Here is a 20276-nt window from a genome sequence, read left to right on the forward strand (position 1 = left end):
CAAACCGGGTCCAGCATCGTGCTTGGGCGTAGCTCGAACCCGGCGAGTCTGGCGATCCACAGACCCGCCACGCCAGAGCTACGCCCACGTGTGATGGGTACGCGGTCTAGGCTCGGCTGGGCCGGCCCAGCAGCTCGAACAGGCTGGAGAAGCCTTGGTCGCCGTGGCCGCCGGCGATCCTGCGGTCCATCAGTTCCTTGACCTCCTTCATCCGGACGGCTTCCACGCCGAGGGATTCGCGGTGGTTGATCAGGTCGTCCATCAGCGCCGCCTGGACGTTGAGCGGACCGAGATCCGGTGCGTACTCGCCGCTCTGGACGGCCTTGCCCATCGAGGTCAGCAACGACGGGTACATGGCCACAGAACCGGCGACGCGCTCGGTGAACTCCACCACGTCGACCCCTTCCGCCTGGACCAGGCGGAGCACGTGCAGATAGCCGATGAGCAGTTCGTAGCCCACCGCGACCTGGGCCATGAACTCCACGGCTGCCAGACCGGCGTCCTCACCGTGGTAGGCGATGGCGCCCAGTTCCCGCAGCGTCGGCTCGTGAGCGTCGAAGGCCCCACGGGAACCGCTGAAGGGAAACATGACGTCGGGGGTTCCCACGTATGGCGGATCCCCCATGATCTTGCCGTCGATGTACTCCGCGCCGTGTTCACGCGCCCAGCGCTCGTTGGCCCGAGCCTGGCCTGCGGAGCCACTGGTCACGTTCACCAGCACCTTGCCCGCGACCGCCGGCTCCACGGACGCCAGCACCTCCTCGACCGCCGTGTTGTCGAGCAGGCAGACGATGACGAGCGGGCTCGCCGCCACCGCCTCGGTGGCCGTGGCGGCGGCCGAGGCGCCGCTCTCCACCAACGGGGTGCTCCTGCTCGAGGTCCGGTTCCAGACCGTCGTGCGATAGCCGCGGCCGACGAATGTCCTGGCGATCGCCGACCCCATCTCACCGAGCCCCAGTACGGTGACCTGGCTGGTCGCGGCGGTCGGGTTCCTGGTCGTCGTCATGATGACGCCTTTCGTGTCGAAGCGTTGGGTACGTTCGGTGGTTCGGCCAAGGTCGGTGATGGGGTGGTGTGGCGGGCGATGGTCAGGGCGGCGAGGATGCCTGCGAGGGTGAGTGCGGCCGCGAGGTAGACCGCGTCGCGCAGGCCGTCGGAGGTGGCGGCGCGCAGCGCCTCGCCGGTCAGCCCGGTGAGCCCGGAGGCGGAGACGCTGACCAGGATGGCCAGGCCCACGCCGGTGCCGACCTGGAGGGCGGTGTTGGCCATGCCCCCTGCGGCGCCCTGGTCGTTGTCGGCCACGCCGGTGCCCGAGACGCCGAACATGGTCGGGTAGATCGTTCCCATGCCCATGCCGTACACGACCAGGCCGGCGAGGATCGTCCAGTACGAGCCGTCGGCGCGCATGCCCGCGGCCATCAGCGCGCCGCCGGCGGAGCCGAGCAGCAGGGCGATGATCAAGGTGGCGCGGGCGCCGATGCGGTTGATCAGTCGTTCCGCGACGAAGTTGGCGATGCCGATCACCACGGAGAGGCCCAGGAAGACCAGCCCTGCCTGCAGTGCCGAATAGCCGAGCACGTCCTGGACGTACAGGGTGAGGAAGTAGACCAGGTTCTGCATGGTGATGCCGAAGGTGAGGATCACCAGCAGGCCGGCGCGGAGGTTGGGGTTGGCGAACAGCCGCAGCGGCATCAGCGGGTGCCTGGTGCGGGCCTCGATGACGACGAACGCGGTCAGCAGCGCCACGGCGAGGACGGCGGAGGCGAGGACGGAGGTCGTGTTCCAGCCGATCTCCGGGCCCTGGGCGATGGCGAAGACGAGCAGGGTCAGCCCGGCCGTTCCGGTCAGGGCGCCCGGGATGTCGAAGCCGCGCCCCCGTTGGCGCGGGCCGTCCACGTCGAGCAGGGCGAACGCGCCCACGGTGCCCGCCACGACCAGCGGCACGTTCACCAGGAACACCGCCTCCCAGCCGAACGCGTGGGTCAGCACACCGCCGAGCAGGGCGCCCAGGCTCAGCCCGCCCGCGCCTGCCATGGCCCACACGGCCAGGGCGCGTACGCGCTCGCGGCCTTCGGTGAACCTGGTGGTGACCAGCGAGAGCGTGGCCGGGAACAGGAAGGCGCCGCCGATTCCCTGGAGCGCCCGCGCCGCGATCAGTGTCGCGGGTGAGGTCGCCAGGCCACCCAGGAGCGAGGCACCGCCGAACAGGAGCATGCCCAGGACGAACATGCGGCGGCGGCCGAGCAGGTCGGACGAGCGGCCGCCCAGCAGCAGGAAGCCGCCGAAGAAGATGGCGTAGGCGCTGACCACCCATTGGACGGCGTGACCGGACAGCCCGACCTCGCGGGCGATGTCGGGCAGCGCCACGTACACGATGGTGAAGTCGAGCGAAGTGATCAGGCTGGAGAAGGCCAGCAGAGCGAGGATCCAGCGCGACCTGGCGCTGGTGGTCATTCCTTGTGGCGATGGCATCGCGATCTCCTCAGAAGGTTCGGGGCAAGGCGTCTGTCACGCCACGTAGGGGCGTTCCGCACGGGCGTCACACAGGGTGCGGGCCCACCAGGTCAGCTGGTCGATCAGGCTCTCCGCCGCCGCGCGGCAGCCGACCTCGTCGATCGGGCGGCCGCGGTCGTCGAACTTGTCCCGGCAGGAGTGGAAGCTGACCGTGTTGCGGACGGTGACGGCGTGGAGCTCGGCGAAGACCTGCCTGAGGTGCTCGACGGCGCGCAGACCTCCGGAGGCTCCGCCGTAGGAGACGAAGCCGACCGGTTTGGCCTGCCATTCGTCGACGTACCAGTCGATGGCCGTCTTGAGCGAGGCGGGGAAGCTGCGGTTGTACTCCGGCGTGACGATCACGAACGCGTCGGCCCGGTCCAGCCGTGCTCCGAGCTTCCGTACCGGTTCTGGCGCCTCGGAAGGCCCCGTGTCGTCAGCGGCGAGTACGGCGGGCAGGGCGACATCGGCGAGGTCGATGAGGTCGAGACGGAGGGCGGGGCGCCGCCCGGCCTCCCCGGCGAACCATTCGGCCACCGTGGGACCGAACCGGCGGTCCCGGATGCTGCCGGTGATGATGGCGACGTTCAGCGGTGCGGTCGCGGTCATCGCTCTCTCCCTTCGAAACTTCCTGTGCGGCTCGGTGGGACGAGCATGGCGACCGGCGCTTTTCCGGCTCTTACCGCGCGCTTCCCGCCGGTGGCGGGCCGCGGTAAGCGGGGCCGGGGAAAGCGCCAGATAGTGTGACGACATGCGATTCGGGGTGCTCGGGCCGCTGGGGGTATGGACGGCGGACGGCGCCCCGGTGGTGGTGCGCGGGGCGAAGGTCCGCGCGCTGCTGGCCGTGCTCCTCGGGCATGAGGGGCGGCCGGTGCCGGTGGACCGGCTGATCGACGACCTGTGGGGTGACGCGCCGCCGCGCAATCCGTCCGGGGCACTCCAGGTCAAGGTCTCGCAGCTGCGCCGCGCCCTGGACGAGGCCGAGCCGGGCGCCAGGAACCTGGTGTCCTTCGAGGAGACCGTGGGGTACCGGCTTCGGATCGATGCGGAGGCCGTCGACGCGATGCGGTTCACCGGGCTGCTGGCGCGGGCGCGCGAGGCGCCCAGCCCGCGTTCACGGGCGGGCCTGCTGACCGAGGCGCTGGAGCTGTGGCGCGGGCCGGCCTACGCCGACTTCGCCGACGAGGAGTTCGCGCGGTTGCCGATGGCGCTCCTGGAAGAGCAGCGGCTCACCGCCCTGGAGGAACGGGCGGAGGCGCGGCTGGAGATCGGTGAGCTGGGCGCCCTGGCGGGCGAACTGGGCGACCTGGTCGAACGCCATCCGCTGCGCGAACGCCTCCGCGCCGCGTACATGCGCGCCCTGTACGGCACCGGCCGGCAGAGCGACGCCCTGGAGACCTACGCCGACCTGCTGACGCGGCTGCGTGAGGAACTGGGCCTGGACCCAGGGCCGGAGATCGCCGGACTCCACCGCCGGATCCTCGAGCAGGACCCTGCCCTGGCCACCGCGCCAGAGGCGGCGCCGCGGACGAACCTGCCCGCGCAGATCAGCGAGCTGGTCGGGCGTGAGGAGGCGATGGCCCAGGTCCAGGCGCTGCTGAAGTCGGCCAGGCTGGTCACGCTCACCGGCCCGGGCGGTGTCGGCAAGACGCGGATGGCTTTGGAGACCGCCGCGGGCGTCGCCGCGGATCACCCTGACGGCGTGTGGCTCGTCGAACTGGCCGGCCTCGACAGGACGGCCGGGGCGCCCGGGACCGATCGGCTCGTGGAGAAGGTCATCGCCGTGCTCGACATCCGCGACGACACCGCCCCCGGCATGCCGCGTTCCGGCGCTCCCTCGGATCCGGCGGAACGGCTCGCCGACGCGTTGCGTACCCGCCGGACACTGCTCGTCCTGGACAACTGCGAGCACGTGATCGACGAGGTCGCCGCGTTGAGCGAGCGGCTGCTGCGGGCCGCGCCGGAGGTGCGGATCCTCGCCACCAGTCAGGAGCCCCTGGGGCTCGCCGGGGAGTCCGTCTGGCCGGTCCCGCCGCTGGAGGCGCCCCTCTCCCCGGCCGAGACCGGGGTGGCGACCCTCCGCAGGTTCAGCGCCGTCCGGTTGTTCGAGGCGCGCGCGGCGGCCGCCGTTCCCGGGTTCGTGATCGACCACACCAACGCCCGGGTGGTCGCGGCGATCTGCCGCCGGCTGGACGGCGTCCCGCTGGCCCTGGAGCTGGCGGCCACCCGCCTGCGCGCACTGGACGTCCACGACCTGGCCGAACGGCTCGACGACCGGTTCCGGCTGCTCTCCTCCGGACACCGCGGCGCCCCGGCGCGGCAGCGGACCCTGCGCGCGATGATCGACTGGAGCTGGGAGCTGCTGTCCGAGCCGGAACGCCTTGTCCTGCGGCGCCTCGCCGTACACACGGAGGGCTGCGCGCTGGAGGCGGCCGAGGAGATCTGCGCGGACGGCGGCGACGTGGCGCCGGAGGACGTCCTCGACCTGCTGGCCCGCCTCGTCGACCGTTCGATGGTGGTCAGGGTCGGTGGAGCGGGCAGCAGCCGCTACCGGCTGCTGGAATCGGTCGCGGCCTACGCGCTGGACCGTCTGGAGGAGGCCGGTGAGACCGAACGGATCCGCCTCCGGCACCTGATCTTCCACACCGAGCTGGCCGAGCGCGCGGAGCCGCGGCTGCATGGCCCTGACCAGCGGCGCTGGCTTCGGCGCCTGGACGCGGAACACGGCAACCTGCGCGCGGCGCTGGAGGAGGCCGTCCGGCGGCAGGACGCCGGTCTGGCCCTGCGCCTGGTCAACGCGCTGGCCTGGTACTGGTTCCTGCGCGGGAGGATCGGCGAGGGACGGCGCGCGTTCACGATGGCGCTGGCCATCCGGGGGGCGGCCCCCGCCGCGACGAGAGCACGGGCCGAGGCCTGGCAGACCGGGCTGGATCTGCTGGGCGAGCGTACGACGGACTTCCGTACGCCCGCGGAGACCATCGCCGACCCCGGCGAACGCGCCAGAGCGGAGTGGTTTCTCAGCGACGTGCTGCTCGGAGCCGGCGACCTGGCACTCAGCCAGGACCTGGTCAACCGGGCGCTCCCCGTGCTCCAGCGGCTCGGCGACCGCTGGGGCACCGCCGCGGCGCTGGCCACCGTGGCCAACCACGCACTCGTCCGCAGCGACCTCGGCACGCTCGAACGAGCCGGGAACGAGAGCCTGGCGATATTCGAAGAGCTGGGGGACCGGTGGGGGCAGGTAAGGGCCATCGACCTGCTCGGCAGGCTCGCGGAGATCAAGGGAGACCATCGCAGGTCCGCCGATCTCGGCCGCACCGGACTCCGGCTGGCCGAGGAACTCGGGCTGTGGCTGCAGGTCTCGCTGCTCCAGTCCGGGCTCGGCCGGATCGCCCTGCTGGCCGGCGACCACGCCGAGTCCGACCGGCGCCACGAGCGAGCCAGGACCCTCGCCGCCGAGCACGGTTACCGCACAGGCGAGACCTTCGCCCGCACCGGCCTGGCCCTTACCGCCCGCCGAGCGGGCCGCCTCGACGACGCCGAGGCCCACATGCGCGACGTCCTCGCCTGGGAACGCGAGGTGCGGTACGCGCCGGGCATCGCGCTCGGGCTGGCCGAGCTCGGCTTCACCGCCGAGCAGAGAGGAGACGCCGCCGCGGCGGAGGAACTCCACAGGGAGGCCCTCGCCGTCGCACAGGACACCGGCGACCCCAGGGCGATCGCGCTCGCCCTCGAAGGCTTGGCCGGCACGGCGGCCCTGACGGGCGCCCATGCGGAAGCGGCACGACTCCTCGGCGAAGCCGCCGCCCTGCGCCGGTCCGCGGGCGCACCCCTGCCACCCGAGGAGCACGGGGACGTCGACCGCATCACGGCCACGGCGCGATCCGCACTCGGCGACGACGCCTTCGCCACGGCCTTCGCCGAAGGTCACGCCACGGCCTGACAAGCCTGTCCGTGCCTTCGGTATCAGCGAACGCGCAGTCATCCGCTGTACATGTATTACGATACGGTACGTGACGTATCGAGATAACGGTGAGGGGGCGGCGCGCGGCCGTCCCCGTGACGCGGCTCTGGATCAGCGGATCACCGCTGTCGTCCTGGAGGTGCTGGGGGAGTCCGGTTACCAGGGGGTGTCCTTCGAGGAGGTCGCCCGGCGGTGCCAGACATCCAAGGCGAGCCTGTACCGACGATGGGGGTCCAAGCGGGAGATGGTGATCGCCGCGGTCAAGGCAGGGCCCGCAGAGCGCGAGGCCGGTGAGCCGATCGACACGGGCACCCTGCGCGGGGACGTGCTGAGCCTGTGCCGGCGGCTGGACCAGACCATGCGCGCCGCGGACAGTCAGACCGCGATGCTGCTTCTGCAGGCGGGTCTGGAGGACCCGGGCCTGTGCGAGGCCATCGAGAACGCCGTCGGCCCAACAGGAGCCCGGTTGCCTCGACGGGTCATCGACACCGCGATCGCACGCGGCGAGCTGCCCGACGGCGCGGACCCTTTCGCCTTCGAGGAGGTGGTCGGTGCCGCCCTCCTGCTGCGACGGGTCAACGGCCTCGCGGTCGACGAGGAGTACCTGTCCGCACTCGTCGACACCGTCGTCATCCCAGCCCTGAAGGCATCGTCCGGGCGTGCCCCCCTGCCCGCCGGGATCTTCTCCGGCCGCCCAGCCCTCACCGCCCATGAGACCGCCGCGCCTGACGCGAAGGAGAACGCATGACCACCCGACTGACGATCAGCGGCTTCGACTACCGGACCATCCCCGGCGCCGACGGCGTCAACCTCAACGTCGCCGTCGGCGGGAGCGGGCCGGCCGTGGTCCTCCTGCACGGGTTCCCGCAGACCCACTACATGTGGCGCCACGTCGCGGCGAGGCTCGCCGCCGACCACCGGGTCATCGTCCCTGACCTGCGCGGATACGGCGACAGCGACAAGCCGGACGGGAGTGACCCCGCCACGTACTCCAAGCGCACGATGGCTCAGGACATCGTGACGGTCGCGTCCGCCCTCGGCGTGGACCACTTCGGGCTCGTCGGGCACGACCGCGGCGCGCTGGTCGCCGTCCGCGCAGGCTTGGACCACCCCGCCGTCGTGGACTACCTGGGAATCCTCGACGTCCTGCCCACCCTCGACACCTGGGCCGTTCTCCAGGGAGTCGACGCCAAGGTCGCCTGGCACCTGTACCTGATGGCTCAGCCCGTCGGGCTTCCCGAGAAGATGATCCGTGCGGTCGCCCCGGAGTTCTTCGGCTCCTTCCTGGACGCCTGGGACCCCAGCGGCACGACTTTCACCCATGAGGAGCGCGCCCACTACATCGACAGCTCGGTCGCCGCGGTCGACTCCATCGTGGCCGACTACCGGGCCACCGCGAGCATCGATCTCGAGATGGATCGAGCCGACCGTGAGCGTGGTGCGCAGCTCGCGATGCCGGTCGGCGTCATCTCTCAGGACTGGGGCTCCCGGCTCGGCTTCGACGCCGCATCACTGTGGCGGGCCTGGGCGCCGGACCTGACCTACCAGCCGACCGCGTCCGGTCACTTCATGGCCGAAGAGAACCCCGTCGAGATCGCCACCTTCATCACCACCCTTGCGACGCGCCCGAACGCGCGGAACCACCGAGTCGTTCCCGGCAAGTGATCGTCGCTGCCGGTGATGGCCGTGTCCTCGGTCGCGGTTGAGCGGGAAGGCGTTGGGATCGTGAGGGCTTCGAGGACCTGTCTTCGGCCGCGAGGCGACGGTTCTTGAGCAGGCCCGGAACGACGCTTCGCAGCCGCAGGCAGTGAGCCGGCCGCAGACTCGGCCCTGGGAGGGACATCGATTGCAGAGCCCGATGGGACGGGTTCTGGCGCGGCCGGGCTCAGGCGGTTTTCCGGACGTGCGACGCCTCGGCGGAGAGCGGCGCGCCGTCTTGGTCGAGCGGGTGGAGTTCGGGAAGCTCCCGCCCTCGGTCGTCGACCAGAACGGAGTGTGGCTCGTCCGGGGCGAAGGCGTGGCGCTCGCCCCATTGACGCAGGGCGACGACGGCCGTGAAGAGGTCCTGCCCCGCTTCGGTGAGCCGGTATGTGTGCCGCCTGCCGTAGGCGGCGGCGCTCTTGTCGAGGATGCCGTGCTCGACGAGTTTGCGGAGCCGGTCGGCGAGGATGTTGCGGGCGATCCCCAGTCGCTGATGGAACTCGGTGTAGGTCGTCGCCCCGTCCATCGCGTCGCGGATGATCAGTAGGCTCCACCGGTCGCCTATCAGGTCGACGGTCCGCGCGACCGGGCAGGCCGGGTCGGTCCAAGCGCCTCCTGCGGCGAGCGTGACGTCCACTGACTCCTCCGTGATGAGTTGCAATCTGCAACCATTATGCCCTTACCTTAGATAGGTTGCATTTCGAAACCTATTGGAGGGTGACGTGCCGTCAGGATTGGCCGGAAGGCAGCGGACCGTGCTCGCGCTGGTGTGCGCGGCGGCGGTGTCGACCATCTACGGCATCCAGCCGGTCCTCGAGGCCGCGGGCGAGGACCTCGGGCTGGGGGAAGGAGCACTGGGGTGGCTGGTCGCCGCCGGCCAGATCGGCTATCTCGCAGGGCTGGTGCTGCTGGTCCCGCTCGGTGACCTGTTCGACCGCCGCAGACTCATCACGGTGCACCTGCTGCTCACAGCAGCAGGTGCGGGGGTGGCCTCCGCCGCGCCCAGCGGTGGCATCGCGATCGCGGGCCTGGCCCTGGCCGGACTGTTCGCCGTGGTCGTCCAGATCACGGTGGCCTACGTCGCCACCGTCTCACCGACCGGCGAGCGCGGCCGCAACATCGGAGCGGTCACCTCGGGCGTGGTCATCGGGATACTCGGAGTACGGGTGGTCGCAGGCACACTGGGCGAGCTGACCGACTGGCGCACGGTCTACCTCGTCATCGCCGGGCTTTGCGCGATGCTCGCGCTCGCCGCCCGATTCACCCTTGAGGCCGACATCCGCCGCCCCCGAGCCCGGTACGGGCAGCTGCTGTCATCGCTGGGTCGTCTGGTCGTCGGCGATCGGCTCTTCCTCAGCCGGGGACTGGTCGCGTTCTTCCTGTTCGCCTCCTTCGGCACGCTGTGGAGCGGACTGGCGCTCCCGCTCGGCGACGAGCCGTGGCACTTCGGCACTACCGAGATCGGATTGTTCGGACTCGCCGGTCTCACCGGGGCGCTGAGCGCGGCCCGGGCCGGCCGATGGGCCGACCGGGGCCTGGCGCCCTCGGTCACCGGCTGGTCGCTGGTCCTGCTCGCAGCCTCATGGCTGCTGATCGGTCAAGCTCGGTCATCGCTGTGGCTGTTGATCGTCGGCGTCATCGTCCTGGACTTCGCCGTGCAAGCCGTTCACGTCAGCAGCCAGCACCTGCTCACCACCGCCCGCCCCGACCAGAGCAGCAGCGTCATCGGCGCCTACATGGCCTTCTACTCCCTCGGCTCCGCGCTCGGTGCGATCACCACCACCTGGGCCTACAGCGCCATGGGATGGCCGGCCGCCAGCCTGCTCGGCGCAGCCTACGCCGCACTCGGACTCCTCGTCGCCACCTCGACCCGACGTTTCACCGCCCCACCTCGGACGCAACAACCAAGTGCGTCCGTATCGGCATGCCCACCTGGTGGGCGTGGCCGTGCTGAGATATCCGGGTGAGTGAACGCAAGCCGTACGCGACGGACTTATCCGATGAGCGGTGGGCGGGGACGAGCCGGAAGGTCCGGTCACGCGCCGCGGCTGCCTTCCCGGTAGTCCCAGGCCATCACCGTGAAGGTGAATCCGGCAGTCGTTGGACGGCGCAGCGGAAGGTCGCACTTGACCCTGCGCAGCACCTCGTTCCTGCTGAGGCCGAGCCCCTGCGCGATGAGGTTGTCCGGGCGCACTGGCACCGAGTCCTCGAACACGACCTGCGCTTGGAACGGCCACGGCCCGTCGAGCCACGCCGACGGGGTGTCCAGCCGCCAGGCCCCTGTCCAATCCAGGGTGAAGCGGTTGCGGCGGGCCAGCAGCGGATCCAGCAGCCTGGCCGCCACCAGCTTCGGGTCGTTGGCGTAGTAGCCCTCGAGCTCGACCGGATCGAAGGACCTGACCGGCATTCGCTCGTGCACGGTGAGCTTGCTCGTCCGGTCGCAGGACACGCAGCGGACCAGCAGCCACACGTCCAGCAGTTTGCGGTTGGCGTTGACACGGAACCTGCCCTCGCCGGTGGTGGCCGACTCCGACCGGCAGTCCACGCACCGCAAGGACAGCAGAGGCAGCCTGACCCGACGAACGATCCAGGGCAGCACAGTATGAGGTTGTGAAGACATGATCTCTCTAGACCTGACACAAGGCCGATTGCGCGCGGCCTCGAACGCCGTATGACCGGGCGCGCACGGGCAGCCCGGCAGAGCCGACGGGAGGGTCGGCTTGAAGGTGAGCGAAGAAAAGTGTCAGGTTAAAGAGCAGGCGGGGTCACGCGGTGCGTCCTCTGTCCTCACGACGACGGGCCGTAAGGAACGTACGGAAACGCGAAGGCAAGATCAAACGGTTTTCCGGCGGTGCTCGCTGGCAGGCTGAGCCCTCCGAGGTCCAGGGACGGTGCGAGTCGCTGTGCGTGTGCCGCCGCTCCTGCAGCGTCGGCGTCCGACGGTTTCCGGTGAACAGCCACCGTCGACGGTCCGGGCCGGCTCGTAGCGGTGGCCGTCCTGGTCGGCCCTGTCCCTGCCCGCCGACCCTGACCTACCTCGCCGTAGCCTGTGCGGGAACCGGCCACGTTTCCTGGAGGGAGGCCGAGTGCGTCCCGGATGGCGGGGTTGAGGACGACGCGCAACACGTTGTCGCGCAGGTGAGCCCGCGGTACGGCGCCGTAGGTGGTAACGAGCGTGTCATGGCCGGCCCGCCACCTCAGGAGGTCATCATGACACCCATCACCCGGCTGGTCGCGGGCAGCGCCCTGCTCGCGCTCGGATGCACCGGCCCGGACTCCGTCGAGGGTCCGGCCAGGATCAACGTGCCCACCAATGGCGCCATGACCGGCAACTACTGCTAGTAACAGAGCAAGTCCCTGTGTGACACCCGCTGGCCGCCACTACCCGGTGCCTAGGGCAGGTGCCCTGGGCTGGGTCACTCTCGTTCTACGCCGCTGAACCTGACCGGAACGAGCTCGCACGGTGCGACCGGTCCACGGATGACTCCGACGTTGCCTCCATTGCTCTTGGCCGGGTCGTCGTTGGCGGAGTGCATCTGGACGACGAGCGTCTCGTCCGGCCCGAAATCCTTCGGGTCGATCCAGAAGTCCATCGAGTCCTCCGCTCGTCTCAGCGGCATCCTTTCCGGCTGGGGCACGATCTCCCCTCGCGGCTCTCGGCAGGTCTGTCCGTAAGGGACGTAATCGATCACCGCTCGCACGCCCTCCTCCCTCAGCCTTTTCTCCAACTCCTTGGGCCTGACGAACTCGTTGATCCGCACGGTGACCGTACCGTCGGGGTTCTTGACCACGGCGAACGCCGGCGTTTGCGACATCAGCGGTATGACGATCGCCACCGCTGCGGCCACCGCTGCGGCCAACCCCACCGCAGCCACCAGATGGCGTGCGGGTCGGCGCGCCGGCCGCGGTTCCCACGGGACCGTGGCGGCCTCCGCGCGCAGTTCCGCGAGCAGCTTGTCCCTGAACGACACCGTCATCACAGTCCTTCCGTCACGAGAGCCGCCGCTACGCCGGGTACCTTCCGTAGAGTCCGCCGGGCGCGATGCAGCCGGACTCTGGCCGTGCCGACCCTGATGCCCAGGGCCTGGGCCGCCTCTGCCACTGTCAGCTGGTCGATGACCACGAGCTCGAGCAGCGCCCGTTCCCCTTCTGGCAGGTCGGCCATGGCCGACAAGGCACGCCGGGCGGGCTCTTCGGCGTCGATGCGGTCGGTCAGGTCGGCGATGTCGTCGCCGTCCAGCAGCCGGCGCGCGACGACCCGTTCGACGGCACGGGCCTCGCGCTCGCTGCGGCGTCGTTGGACCGACAGCACGTTACGCGCCACTCCGTACAGCCATCCGGTCTCGCTGCCCTGTCCTGGCCGGTAGGTGTGCCGGGAGTGCAACGCCGCAAGGAATATCTCCGCCGTCAGATCGGCCACCGTGTGCGGGTCGGCCACCCGGCGTGCGACGAACCGTGTCATCACGTCGAAATGTCGCAGGTAGAAGGCTTCGAAACCCTGCGTCCGAGCTAACGGGTCCGCCGGTCCCTCCTGGTCGAGCCGCAAGAGCTGGGTTCCCTTCGTCCAACGGTGCTTACACCTTGTACTTGACCGAACCCCGCGATGCGTTACGAGACGGTGCCGCATGCGGGTCGGTTCCCCTGTTCGCGGCTCGTCCGCACCATCGCCCTCGATCGGGGCACTCTCATCGCCGCAGCGGGTATTGCCCTCGGCGTTCCCGCCTGCAACCAGGAGGGCCAAGGCGTGGGCGGCGACCCAGTCCTCGGCCGTGGGATCGGCTGGCCGGTGCGGGCACCACGCACTGGCCCAGAGCTTTTCGATGACGTGAATGCTGGACGAGGAGTACACGTCGGCGGAGAACCTCTACACCTGGTACTGGTCCAGGCCGTCCGAGCGATGCATCAGGCCGGTGGGCCCGCCGCCTGCGATGATCACGTCCATCATGTGCTCCAGTCCGGGCCGTGCCCCGGGACGTGCCGCGAGCCCCGGGGCAGTGCAGAGCGGCGGTCAGTCGCCTCGTCTCTTCAGGATCGGGCGCAGGACCTTCTCGTACGCGTCGGCGTACGTCGCCATGCCGAGGTCGCTCGGGTGCGAGCCGTCCACCAGCTCCTCAGGTCCGGGGAGCTTGTCGGCCGAGAGGTAGGAGAGACCTCTGACGCCGGAGCGGCGCAGGTTCGTGTAGGCCGTGCGCAGGGCGGCCGCGTTCTGGGCGTTGCGGGTGCGGCGGAACTCGACGAACTGGCCGTCCCCGTACCGGCGGTCCTCGACGAGCACGATGGGCGTGTCAGGGCGGGCCGCGCGCAGGATGCGGACGAAGGGTTCGGCGCGTTCCGCGATCTGCTGCGGGTTCATGTTGGGGGAGCTGTCGACCACGTAGACGGACGCGTCGAGCTCGGTGAGCAGCTCGGCGATCTCGGGCTCCATCCGCGCGTTGCCGGAGAAGCCCAGGTTGACGGTGGGGACGTCGAAGCGGCGGCCCAGGAGCGCGGTGATGGACATGCCGGGCCTGGACGCCACGCCGCCCTGCATGATCGAGCTGCCGTAGAAGACGGCGGGCGGGGTGGTGCGCGGTGCGGCCCCGAGGAACTTGGCGCCGGCCTGGACGCCGATCTCCAGCCGCTGCGGGCTGTTGTACAGCGGCAGGTAGGCGGTGTAGAGGCGCTCTCCTGGGTCGACCGCGATGCCCATCTGCTGGTCGACGTTCTGCGCCGCCGGGTGCGTGTTGGCGAGCCAGGCGTCTTGTCCTGCGGGGGTGCGCGCGTACAGGTCCACGCCGCTGTGGCCGATGGCCGGCATGTGGTACATCGCGACGGTGGCAAGGCTGAGCCGGTAGCGGGCCCGGAAGATGGTCGAGTCGGTGACGAACCGGGTCAGAAGCCCCGAGGAGTTGCGGCTGCGCACCCAGACCTCGGGGGTCACGACGCCTTCGGCCTTGGCCGGGAGCCGGTCGTAGTAGGCCGCCGTGTCGGACCAGCCCTTGCCCTCGACGCCCCAGTGCGAGACGTCGTACCAGGCGATGTCGCCCTCGACGCTGGGCGTCACCTCGACGAACTCGGTGGGCCACGCGGCGGGCGGCTGCGGGGCGGCGGCGTGCGCCGGCGTCGCTAACAGGCCGGGGACCGCGAGGGCGGCGCCGCCGGCGCCCGCGAGCCCGAAGAGATGACGTCGATTGACCATGTGGTTGCCCATCGGTGCTCCCTTGTCGGAACGATGCTGTTCAGGGTTGAGGCCGGTCGGGGGAAGGCGCGGGTCTGGGCAGGGTGGTCATGCGTCGGCCCTGATGCGACGATGATCGGACCCGGCCTGACGGTCGCGGCCAGCCGTGGGACGGAGGAGTGGCGGTGGCGTCGTCGCGCCCCGCCCTGGTTCACCGGAAGGTCATGATTCTTCGGTGACTGTAAGAGTTGGTATACAAGTCGTCAATACCAATCCATGGCTGTGGCGTAACATGCGGGAGAAGTGCGGGTGTCGCCTTGAAGGGGTTGGAGGGGGTGGACGTGAGCGACGCGGACGCTCGTCGCGGGCGCAAGCACAACATGGTCCGCGAGCGGATCATGAGCCTGCTCGAAGACCTCAACGTGGGAGATCCGATCCCGCCCGAGCGAGTGCTTGAAGAGGACTGCGGCGTCTCCCGGCTCACGGTGCGGCGCGCCGTCGACGACCTGGTCAGGGACGGTCATCTCATCCGCAAGCAGGGCAGCGGCACCTACGTCGCGCGGCCCACGATCACCCAGTCGCCGACGGCGTCGTCGTTCTCGATGGGGCTGCGCCGGCGCGGCATCACGCCCTCCACCCGCGTCGTCGGCGTGGAGCGCTCCGACGCCGGCGTCCGCATGAGCTGGCGGCTGCAGATCGCGCCGTCCGACATGATCGTGACGATTCGCCGGCTGCGGCTGGCCGACGGCGACCCGATCGCGCTCGCCACCACGACGCTCCCCGACGCGCTGGTGCCCGGCCTGCCCGCCGAGGAGCTGGAGGAGAAGTCCCTCTACCAGTTGCTCTCCGACCGCTACGGCCTGAAGGTGGCGGCGGGCACGCAGACCATCGAGCCGACGGTGCTCAGCCAGGAGGAGTCGGCCGTGCTGGACGCGCCGCCGTACTCTCCCGCGTTCCTCTTCAGGACCGCGACCCGCACGTCCGACGGCGTTCCGATCGAGTTCACCCAGACGTTGTTCCGCGGCGACCGCTACATGATCACATCGGAGCTGGACCTCACGTCGACCCTGGAGGAGGACCTCGGACACCCTCGCGGAGTGACCCACAAGGCGACGTCTTTGGGATGACGACCCGTCAATTGGTCTACAAGAGATATTGACATCTCGCGTCACCGATAACACCATTTTGTGCATCGTGACCTTGCGTCCCTTCCTGCGGGCGCATCGATCCGAAGGCGGTCACTCATGCACAAGTCCCTGTTACGAGTCGCCGCAGGCGCGCTCTCTCTCACACTCCTCATGCTCGGGTCGGCCTGCGGATCCGACGGCGGCGACGACGCCGCATCCGCGTCCGGCGGCACGGTGACCTGGTACACGCCGATGCCCGAGGAACCCGCCCGGCGGCTGGCCGAGGCGTTCAAGGCCGAGTCGGGCATCGAGGTCGAGGTGCTGCGGCAGAGCGCCGGCGAGCTCCTGGCGCGGCTGAAGGCCGAGGCCGGCCGCCCCGCGGCCGACGTGATCGGCCTGGCCAGCGGGGACGCCGGACCGCTCGCCAAGGAGAAGCTGATCCGGTCGTTCAAGCCCACGGTCGAGGGCATCGACAAGCGGTTCGTCGACCCCGAGGGCTACTGGCACGCCAACGAACTCATCCTGATGACCGTCGGCGTCAACGCCGACCGGTGGAAGGAGGAGACCGGCGGCGCCCCGCTCCCGACGACGTGGGACGAGCTGCTGCGCCCCGACCTGAAGGGCCAGCTCGTCATGCCGAACCCGACGCTGTCCGGCACCGGGTACACGTTCGTGGCGACGCAGATCTTCCGCAACGGCGACGAGGCGGGTGCGTGGAAGTTCCTCGACGAGTTCCACAAGCTGATCGGCCAGTACACCGACAGCGGGGGAGCGCCGTCGCAGCTGGTCGCCACCGGCGAGTACGCCGCCGGCGTCTCCTTCGCTCATGACCTGCTCAACGTGCGCGGGGCCGGGTTCCCCATCGAGCTCGTCTACCCCAAGCCGACCGGCGTCGTCATCTCCGGCAACGCGCTCGTCCAGGGGTCGCCGAACCCTCAGGGCGGCGAGAAGTTCGTCCAGTGGCTCCAGGGTGAGAAGGCGTCCCAGATGATCGTCGACCTCGTCCACTCCTACCCCGTGCGGAGCGACGTGGACCTGCCCGACGGCGCGCAGGGTCTCGCCGAGCTCGACCTGGTGGACTACGACCCGGTGCGCGCGGGCGAGATGCGCGACGCGGTGTCCAAGGAGTTCGCCAAGCGGTACGGGGTCTGATGCCGGTGCCCTCGACGACCCAGCAGACCGTCGTACCGGAAGAGCGGACCGAGCGGGCCCCCGGGTCCCGGCCGGACTGGCAGCGGCACAGCCGCAGACGCCTGCTGGCCGATCGGATCACGGTGGGCACGCTCGTCGCCTACGTCGCCGGCCTGCTCCTCCTGCTCGTCCTCGTGCCGACGGTCGCCATGCTGTTCGAGCCCGACGGCGAGGCCTGGAGCAGGCTCGCCGAGCCGCGCGTGGCGACGGCCGCGAAGAACACCGTCGTCATCGGCGTGGCCTCGACGCTGAGCGCCACCGTGGTCGGCTTCCTGTTCGCCTACGCCCTCAGCCGGCCCGACATCAGGGGCCGGGCCGTGCTGCGGGTGATGGCCCTGCTCCCGCTGATCTCGCCGCCGTTCGTCGTCGGCCTGGCGGTGCTGCTGCTGTTCGGGCGGCGCGGTCTGGTCACGCACGAGCTGCTCGGCCTGGACATCAGCCTCCTCGGCCTCGGCGGGCTCTGGCTCGTCCAGACGCTTGCCTTCTTCCCCATGGCCACGCTGACCCTGCTGCCGACGCTGAAGAACATCGGCTCCACCCTGGAGTGGGCCAGCCGGGATCTCGGCTGGACGTGGTTCCAGACCTTCCGCCGGGTCACGCTGCCGCTGGCGTTCCCCGCGATCCTGAACGCGCTGCTGCTCGTCGGCATGTTCGTCATCACCGACTTCGGCAACCCCGTCCTCATCGGTGCCGGGTACCAGGTGCTCTCGGTCGAGGCGTACGTGCAGGCGGTGGGCCGGCAGGACTTCGGGATGGCGGCGGTGCTGTGCGTGCTGCTGTTCGTACCGACGCTGATCCTCTTCCTGATCCAGCGCCGCGTCCTCGCGCGGCGCTCCGCGGTCACCGTGTCGGGCAAGACCGGGAGCCTGCCGGCCGCGCCGCTGCCCGCGGCGGTGCGGCGCGGGCTCCTCACCGTCCTCGGCCTGGTCAGCGTCCTGATGATCCTCATCTACGGGAGCATCCTGGTCGGCTCGTTCACCCGGGCGTGGGGCGCGGACTGGAGCCTCACGCTGGACCACTGGCAGACGGCACTCCTGCGCGGTGACGACATCCGCAACTCCGCGCTGTTCTCCGCCACGGCGGCGATCATCACGACGATCAGCACGCTGGTCGCCGCGTACGTCGTGCACCGCACGCGGGTCTTCGGCCGGGGCGTGATGGACGGGCTCGCGGTGCTGCCGTCGGCGATCCCCGGGACGATGATCGGGATCTCGTGGCTGCTCACGTTCAACGAGCCGCCGATCGCCCTGACCGGCACCGCGCTGATCCTGGTGCTGGTCATGGTCGTGCGGGCCATCCCGGTCGGCTACCGCACCGCGGTGACCACCATCAACCAGATCAGCCCGTCGATCGACGAGGCCGCCACCGACCTCGGCGCCTCGCGCGCCCGGGTCATCGTCCAGATCATGTTCCCCCTGCTGGGCGGCGCGTTCACCACGTCGCTCGTGTTCGGGTTCCTCCACGCGATCAACACGCTGAGTGCCGTGATCTTCCTGACCTCGCCGGGCATCGGCCTGGGCGCGCCCACCATCGTCAACCTCGCCGAGTTCGGTCAGTGGGGCGCCGCGACCGGCGTCGCGGCCGGCCTGATGGTGGTCAGCTTCGCCGGGCTCGCCGTCGCGAAGCTCGCCCTCGGCTCCCGGCTGCGGCTCTACGACCTGTGACACCTGCTGATGGAGATTCCATGATCGAACTGAAGTCGTTGTGCAAGTCGTTCGACGGGGTGCCGGCCGTACGCGACCTCGACCTCGTCGTCGGCCGCGGCGAGTTCCTCTGCCTCCTCGGCTCCAGCGGGTGCGGCAAGAGCACCACGTTGCGGATGATCGCCGGGTTCATCCAGCCGGACAGCGGGAGCGTGCTCATCGACGGCGTGGACGTGTCAGGGTACGGCCCCGACGCGCGGCCGACGTCCATGGTGTTCCAGGACTACGCGATCTTCCCGCACCTCACCGTCGCGGAGAACATCGAGTTCGGGCTGAAGGCGCAGAAACTGGCCAAGGACGAGCGGGCCCGCCGTACCGAGGAGGCGCTCGACCTGGTCGGCCTCACGGGACTCGGCGGCCGGCGGCCGAACGAGCTCTCGGGCGGGCAGCAGCAGCGCGTCGCCGTCGCCCGGTCGCTGGCGATCCGGCCGTCGGTGCTGCTCATGGACGAGCCGCTGTCCAACCTCGACGCGAAGACCCGCATCCAGCTGCGCACCCAACTGCGCGAGATCCAGCGCGACACCGGGACGACGATCGTCTACGTCACCCACGACCAGGAGGAGGCGCTGGCCCTGGGCGACCGGATCGCCGTCATGAAGGACGGCTCGCTCGAACAGCTCGGCAGCGGGCACGAGATCTACCTGGCCCCGTCCAACGGGTACGTCGCCGACTTCGTCGGCATCACGAACTGGCTGGCGGGGGAGTACGCCGGCGGGTCGGACGAGTCGTGGGAGGTGAACGTCGCCGGAGCGGTGCTCCGCGCGACGCCCGCGAGCACGTCGTCCTCCGTCTCGCCCGGCTCGCCCGTCGATGTGTCCGTACGCCCTGAGGACGTGTCGCTCAGTGAGGAGGACGCACCCGGTGCGGGGGTGCTGCGCGGCGTCGTCCGCGACGTGCAGTTCCTCGGCCCGGTCGTCCGCACCTACGTCGAGGCCGGCGGCTCGGTGGTGCTCGTGCACTCCGCCCAGAGCGGCTGGTCGCCGGGGGCGAACGTCCGGCTGAGCATCGGTGAGGGAGCGGCGCGGGCGTTCCCCAGGGTCGAGGGCGCGTGGCGCCCACCGGCAGCCGCCGCCCGGCCCGTCGTAGCGGTCGCGGCGAGCTGACCGCATGGGCATCGCACACGAAGCTGCGGACCTGCGCGACCTGCTCGTCGAGCGGAGCCTGTCCGGCGGCATCAGGACCGTCCGCCGGCAGTCACTGGCGTACGCGCACAAGATGCTCAAAGGAGACCCCGACAACACCTTCGGCCTGGAGGACTGGGGTACCGCGTCCATCGACGAGGTCGTGACCGCCGTCGAAGCCGGCATCGGCGACCGCATCACGGACGGCGACCCCGAGCTCGGGTACATCGCGCCCGAGCACACGCTGGCCGGCATCAGGGCGCACGCCGACGCCCTCGCCCCCTTCCTGCGGGACGGCGGCGGCACGGTGCTGCTGGCGACCGGGCACCCGACCGGGCTGCTCGACCACTACGCCGACCTGGCGCGCGCGCTACGGAACGCGGGCAACCAGATCGTCCGCGTCCTCGACGACCACCGGCTCGACCGCGCCGTCGGGGCCCACGCCGCCGGCGAGACGGGGATCCGGTTCTTCGGCGGGGTCGCGTGCGCCTTCCACGACGAGGCGATCCTGCACACCCACCGGCCCGACCACATGGAGGCCGTGATCGCCGCGGTGGCCGCCGGCGGTGTGCGGATCGATCTCGTCATCGCCGACCACGGCATGGCGGGCGCGGCGATCGCGGCCGGCCTGCACACGCTGTCGATCGCCGACGCCAACGACATCGCCCTGTTCCTGGCGCGCGCCAGGGGACGGCACGAGCACGTCCTGCCGATCGAGGACAACTTCACGCCCGCCGAGTTCGCGCCGGTGACCGCGTACATGCTCCGGCGCGCGACCGGTATCGCTGTTTGAGGAGGATGGTCATGTCCCGTCACGGTTTG

18 protein-coding genes are annotated in these 20276 nt (G+C 70.4%); 10 read left to right on the forward strand and 8 right to left on the reverse strand.

The features are described from left to right. Positions 1-106: 106 nt before the first annotated feature. The 3 genes from AB0K05_RS35330 to AB0K05_RS35340 are packed head-to-tail and all read right to left on the reverse strand — an operon-like array spanning position 107 to position 3102. Entirely contained in the window at positions 107-1006 is a 900-nt protein-coding gene (locus AB0K05_RS35330; protein WP_364235063.1) for an NAD(P)-binding domain-containing protein, read from the reverse strand. Then, positions 1003-2472 (reverse strand): MFS transporter, encoded by a 1470-nt coding sequence (locus tag AB0K05_RS35335; RefSeq protein WP_364235066.1) that lies wholly within the window; start codon positions 2470-2472, stop codon positions 1003-1005. Before AB0K05_RS35335 ends, AB0K05_RS35330 begins: the two co-directional genes overlap by 4 nt. 36 nt (positions 2473-2508) lie before the next feature. Next, positions 2509-3102, reverse strand: a complete 594-nt coding sequence (locus AB0K05_RS35340; RefSeq protein WP_364235068.1) for an NAD(P)H-dependent oxidoreductase — start codon at positions 3100-3102, stop codon at positions 2509-2511. A gap of 142 nt (positions 3103-3244) precedes the next feature. Here AB0K05_RS35340 and AB0K05_RS35345 point away from each other — a divergent pair, with 142 nt between their 5' ends. The 3 genes from AB0K05_RS35345 to AB0K05_RS35355 all read left to right on the forward strand — a co-directional run bounded on the left by AB0K05_RS35345 (position 3245) and on the right by AB0K05_RS35355 (position 8119). Continuing rightward, the gene (locus AB0K05_RS35345; protein ID WP_364235071.1) at positions 3245-6433 is read left to right on the forward strand and encodes a BTAD domain-containing putative transcriptional regulator; all 3189 of its coding nucleotides are present in this window, start codon (positions 3245-3247) and stop codon (positions 6431-6433) included. 70 nt (positions 6434-6503) lie between these two features. Beyond that, positions 6504-7202, forward strand: coding sequence for a TetR/AcrR family transcriptional regulator (locus AB0K05_RS35350; RefSeq protein WP_219550467.1), 699 nt, complete (start codon positions 6504-6506; stop codon positions 7200-7202). Continuing rightward, positions 7199-8119: an alpha/beta hydrolase gene (locus tag AB0K05_RS35355; protein WP_364235074.1), complete on the forward strand. Its 921-nt coding sequence runs from the start codon at positions 7199-7201 to the stop codon at positions 8117-8119. The genes AB0K05_RS35350 and AB0K05_RS35355 overlap by 4 nt, the downstream gene beginning before the upstream one ends. A gap of 220 nt (positions 8120-8339) precedes the next feature. Here the strand turns inward: AB0K05_RS35355 and AB0K05_RS35360 are convergent, their stop codons facing one another. Further along, positions 8340-8792 carry a helix-turn-helix domain-containing protein gene (locus AB0K05_RS35360; RefSeq protein WP_148034776.1) on the reverse strand — a complete coding sequence of 151 codons (453 nt, stop codon included), beginning with the start codon at positions 8790-8792 and terminating at the stop codon, positions 8340-8342. Positions 8793-8877: 85 nt separating this feature from the next. Between AB0K05_RS35360 and AB0K05_RS35365 the strand changes: the two genes are divergently transcribed. Further along, complete coding sequence (locus AB0K05_RS35365) at positions 8878-10122, forward strand: MFS transporter (RefSeq protein ID WP_364235077.1); 1245 nt, start codon at positions 8878-8880, stop codon at positions 10120-10122. Positions 10123-10190: 68 nt separating this feature from the next. Here AB0K05_RS35365 and AB0K05_RS35370 read toward each other — a convergent pair whose 3' ends face one another. Next, on the reverse strand, positions 10191-10700 hold the full coding sequence (locus tag AB0K05_RS35370; RefSeq protein ID WP_364235080.1) for a DUF1062 domain-containing protein: 510 nt from the start codon (positions 10698-10700) through the stop codon (positions 10191-10193). Between the two features lie 665 nt (positions 10701-11365). Between AB0K05_RS35370 and AB0K05_RS35375 the strand changes: the two genes are divergently transcribed. Further along, positions 11366-11497, forward strand: coding sequence for a hypothetical protein (locus AB0K05_RS35375; RefSeq protein WP_364235083.1), 132 nt, complete (start codon positions 11366-11368; stop codon positions 11495-11497). 74 nt (positions 11498-11571) lie between these two features. On the opposite strand, the gene AB0K05_RS35380 is transcribed toward AB0K05_RS35375, so the two are convergent. The 3 genes from AB0K05_RS35380 to AB0K05_RS35390 all read right to left on the reverse strand — a co-directional run bounded on the left by AB0K05_RS35380 (position 11572) and on the right by AB0K05_RS35390 (position 14345). Next, on the reverse strand, positions 11572-12132 hold the full coding sequence (locus AB0K05_RS35380; protein WP_364235085.1) for a hypothetical protein: 561 nt from the start codon (positions 12130-12132) through the stop codon (positions 11572-11574). Continuing rightward, entirely contained in the window at positions 12132-12701 is a 570-nt protein-coding gene (locus AB0K05_RS35385) for an RNA polymerase sigma factor (RefSeq protein WP_246641131.1), read from the reverse strand. The genes AB0K05_RS35380 and AB0K05_RS35385 overlap by 1 nt, the downstream gene beginning before the upstream one ends. Positions 12702-13163: 462 nt before the next feature. Further along, complete coding sequence (locus tag AB0K05_RS35390; RefSeq protein WP_364235088.1) at positions 13164-14345, reverse strand: SGNH/GDSL hydrolase family protein; 1182 nt, start codon at positions 14343-14345, stop codon at positions 13164-13166. 308 nt (positions 14346-14653) lie between these two features. Here AB0K05_RS35390 and AB0K05_RS35395 point away from each other — a divergent pair, with 308 nt between their 5' ends. The 5 genes from AB0K05_RS35395 (at position 14654) to AB0K05_RS35415 (ending at position 20247) form a co-directional block, all read left to right on the forward strand. After that, on the forward strand, positions 14654-15439 hold the full coding sequence (locus AB0K05_RS35395; protein ID WP_364235090.1) for a GntR family transcriptional regulator: 786 nt from the start codon (positions 14654-14656) through the stop codon (positions 15437-15439). Between the two features lie 117 nt (positions 15440-15556). After that, a complete protein-coding gene (locus AB0K05_RS35400; RefSeq protein ID WP_364235093.1) occupies positions 15557-16591 on the forward strand; it encodes an ABC transporter substrate-binding protein in 1035 nt (344 codons plus the stop codon). Further along, the gene (locus AB0K05_RS35405) at positions 16591-18294 is read left to right on the forward strand and encodes an iron ABC transporter permease (RefSeq protein WP_364235095.1); all 1704 of its coding nucleotides are present in this window, start codon (positions 16591-16593) and stop codon (positions 18292-18294) included. Before AB0K05_RS35400 ends, AB0K05_RS35405 begins: the two co-directional genes overlap by 1 nt. A 20-nt stretch (positions 18295-18314) precedes the next feature. Further along, positions 18315-19436 carry an ABC transporter ATP-binding protein gene (locus tag AB0K05_RS35410; protein WP_364235097.1) on the forward strand — a complete coding sequence of 374 codons (1122 nt, stop codon included), beginning with the start codon at positions 18315-18317 and terminating at the stop codon, positions 19434-19436. 4 nt (positions 19437-19440) lie between these two features. Continuing rightward, the gene (locus AB0K05_RS35415; protein ID WP_219550449.1) at positions 19441-20247 is read left to right on the forward strand and encodes a phosphatase; all 807 of its coding nucleotides are present in this window, start codon (positions 19441-19443) and stop codon (positions 20245-20247) included. Positions 20248-20276: the final 29 nt, after the last annotated feature.

It is taken from the genome of Nonomuraea sp. NPDC049486 (genome assembly GCF_040676925.1).
GTDB classification, from domain to species: Bacteria; Actinomycetota; Actinomycetes; order Streptosporangiales; family Streptosporangiaceae; genus Nonomuraea; species Nonomuraea ferruginea.

Bases quoted from the DNA above. Each gene is read 5' to 3' on its own strand.
- AB0K05_RS35380 (WP_364235085.1), bottom strand. From the start codon at position 12,132: ATGACGGTGTCGTTCAGGGACAAGCTGCTCGCGGAACTGCGCGCGGAG.
- AB0K05_RS35340 (WP_364235068.1), bottom strand. From the start codon at position 3,102: ATGACCGCGACCGCACCGCTGAACGTCGCCATCATCACCGGCAGCATC.
- AB0K05_RS35410 (WP_364235097.1), top strand. From the start codon at position 18,315: ATGATCGAACTGAAGTCGTTGTGCAAGTCGTTCGACGGGGTGCCGGCC.
- AB0K05_RS35375 (WP_364235083.1), top strand. From the start codon at position 11,366: ATGACACCCATCACCCGGCTGGTCGCGGGCAGCGCCCTGCTCGCGCTC.
- AB0K05_RS35355 (WP_364235074.1), top strand. From the start codon at position 7,199: ATGACCACCCGACTGACGATCAGCGGCTTCGACTACCGGACCATCCCC.
- AB0K05_RS35345 (WP_364235071.1), top strand. From the start codon at position 3,245: ATGCGATTCGGGGTGCTCGGGCCGCTGGGGGTATGGACGGCGGACGGC.
- AB0K05_RS35415 (WP_219550449.1), top strand. From the start codon at position 19,441: ATGGGCATCGCACACGAAGCTGCGGACCTGCGCGACCTGCTCGTCGAG.
- AB0K05_RS35330 (WP_364235063.1), bottom strand. From the start codon at position 1,006: ATGACGACGACCAGGAACCCGACCGCCGCGACCAGCCAGGTCACCGTA.
- AB0K05_RS35335 (WP_364235066.1), bottom strand. From the start codon at position 2,472: ATGCCATCGCCACAAGGAATGACCACCAGCGCCAGGTCGCGCTGGATC.
- AB0K05_RS35400 (WP_364235093.1), top strand. From the start codon at position 15,557: ATGCACAAGTCCCTGTTACGAGTCGCCGCAGGCGCGCTCTCTCTCACA.
- AB0K05_RS35390 (WP_364235088.1), bottom strand. From the start codon at position 14,345: ATGGGCAACCACATGGTCAATCGACGTCATCTCTTCGGGCTCGCGGGC.
- AB0K05_RS35405 (WP_364235095.1), top strand. From the start codon at position 16,591: ATGCCGGTGCCCTCGACGACCCAGCAGACCGTCGTACCGGAAGAGCGG.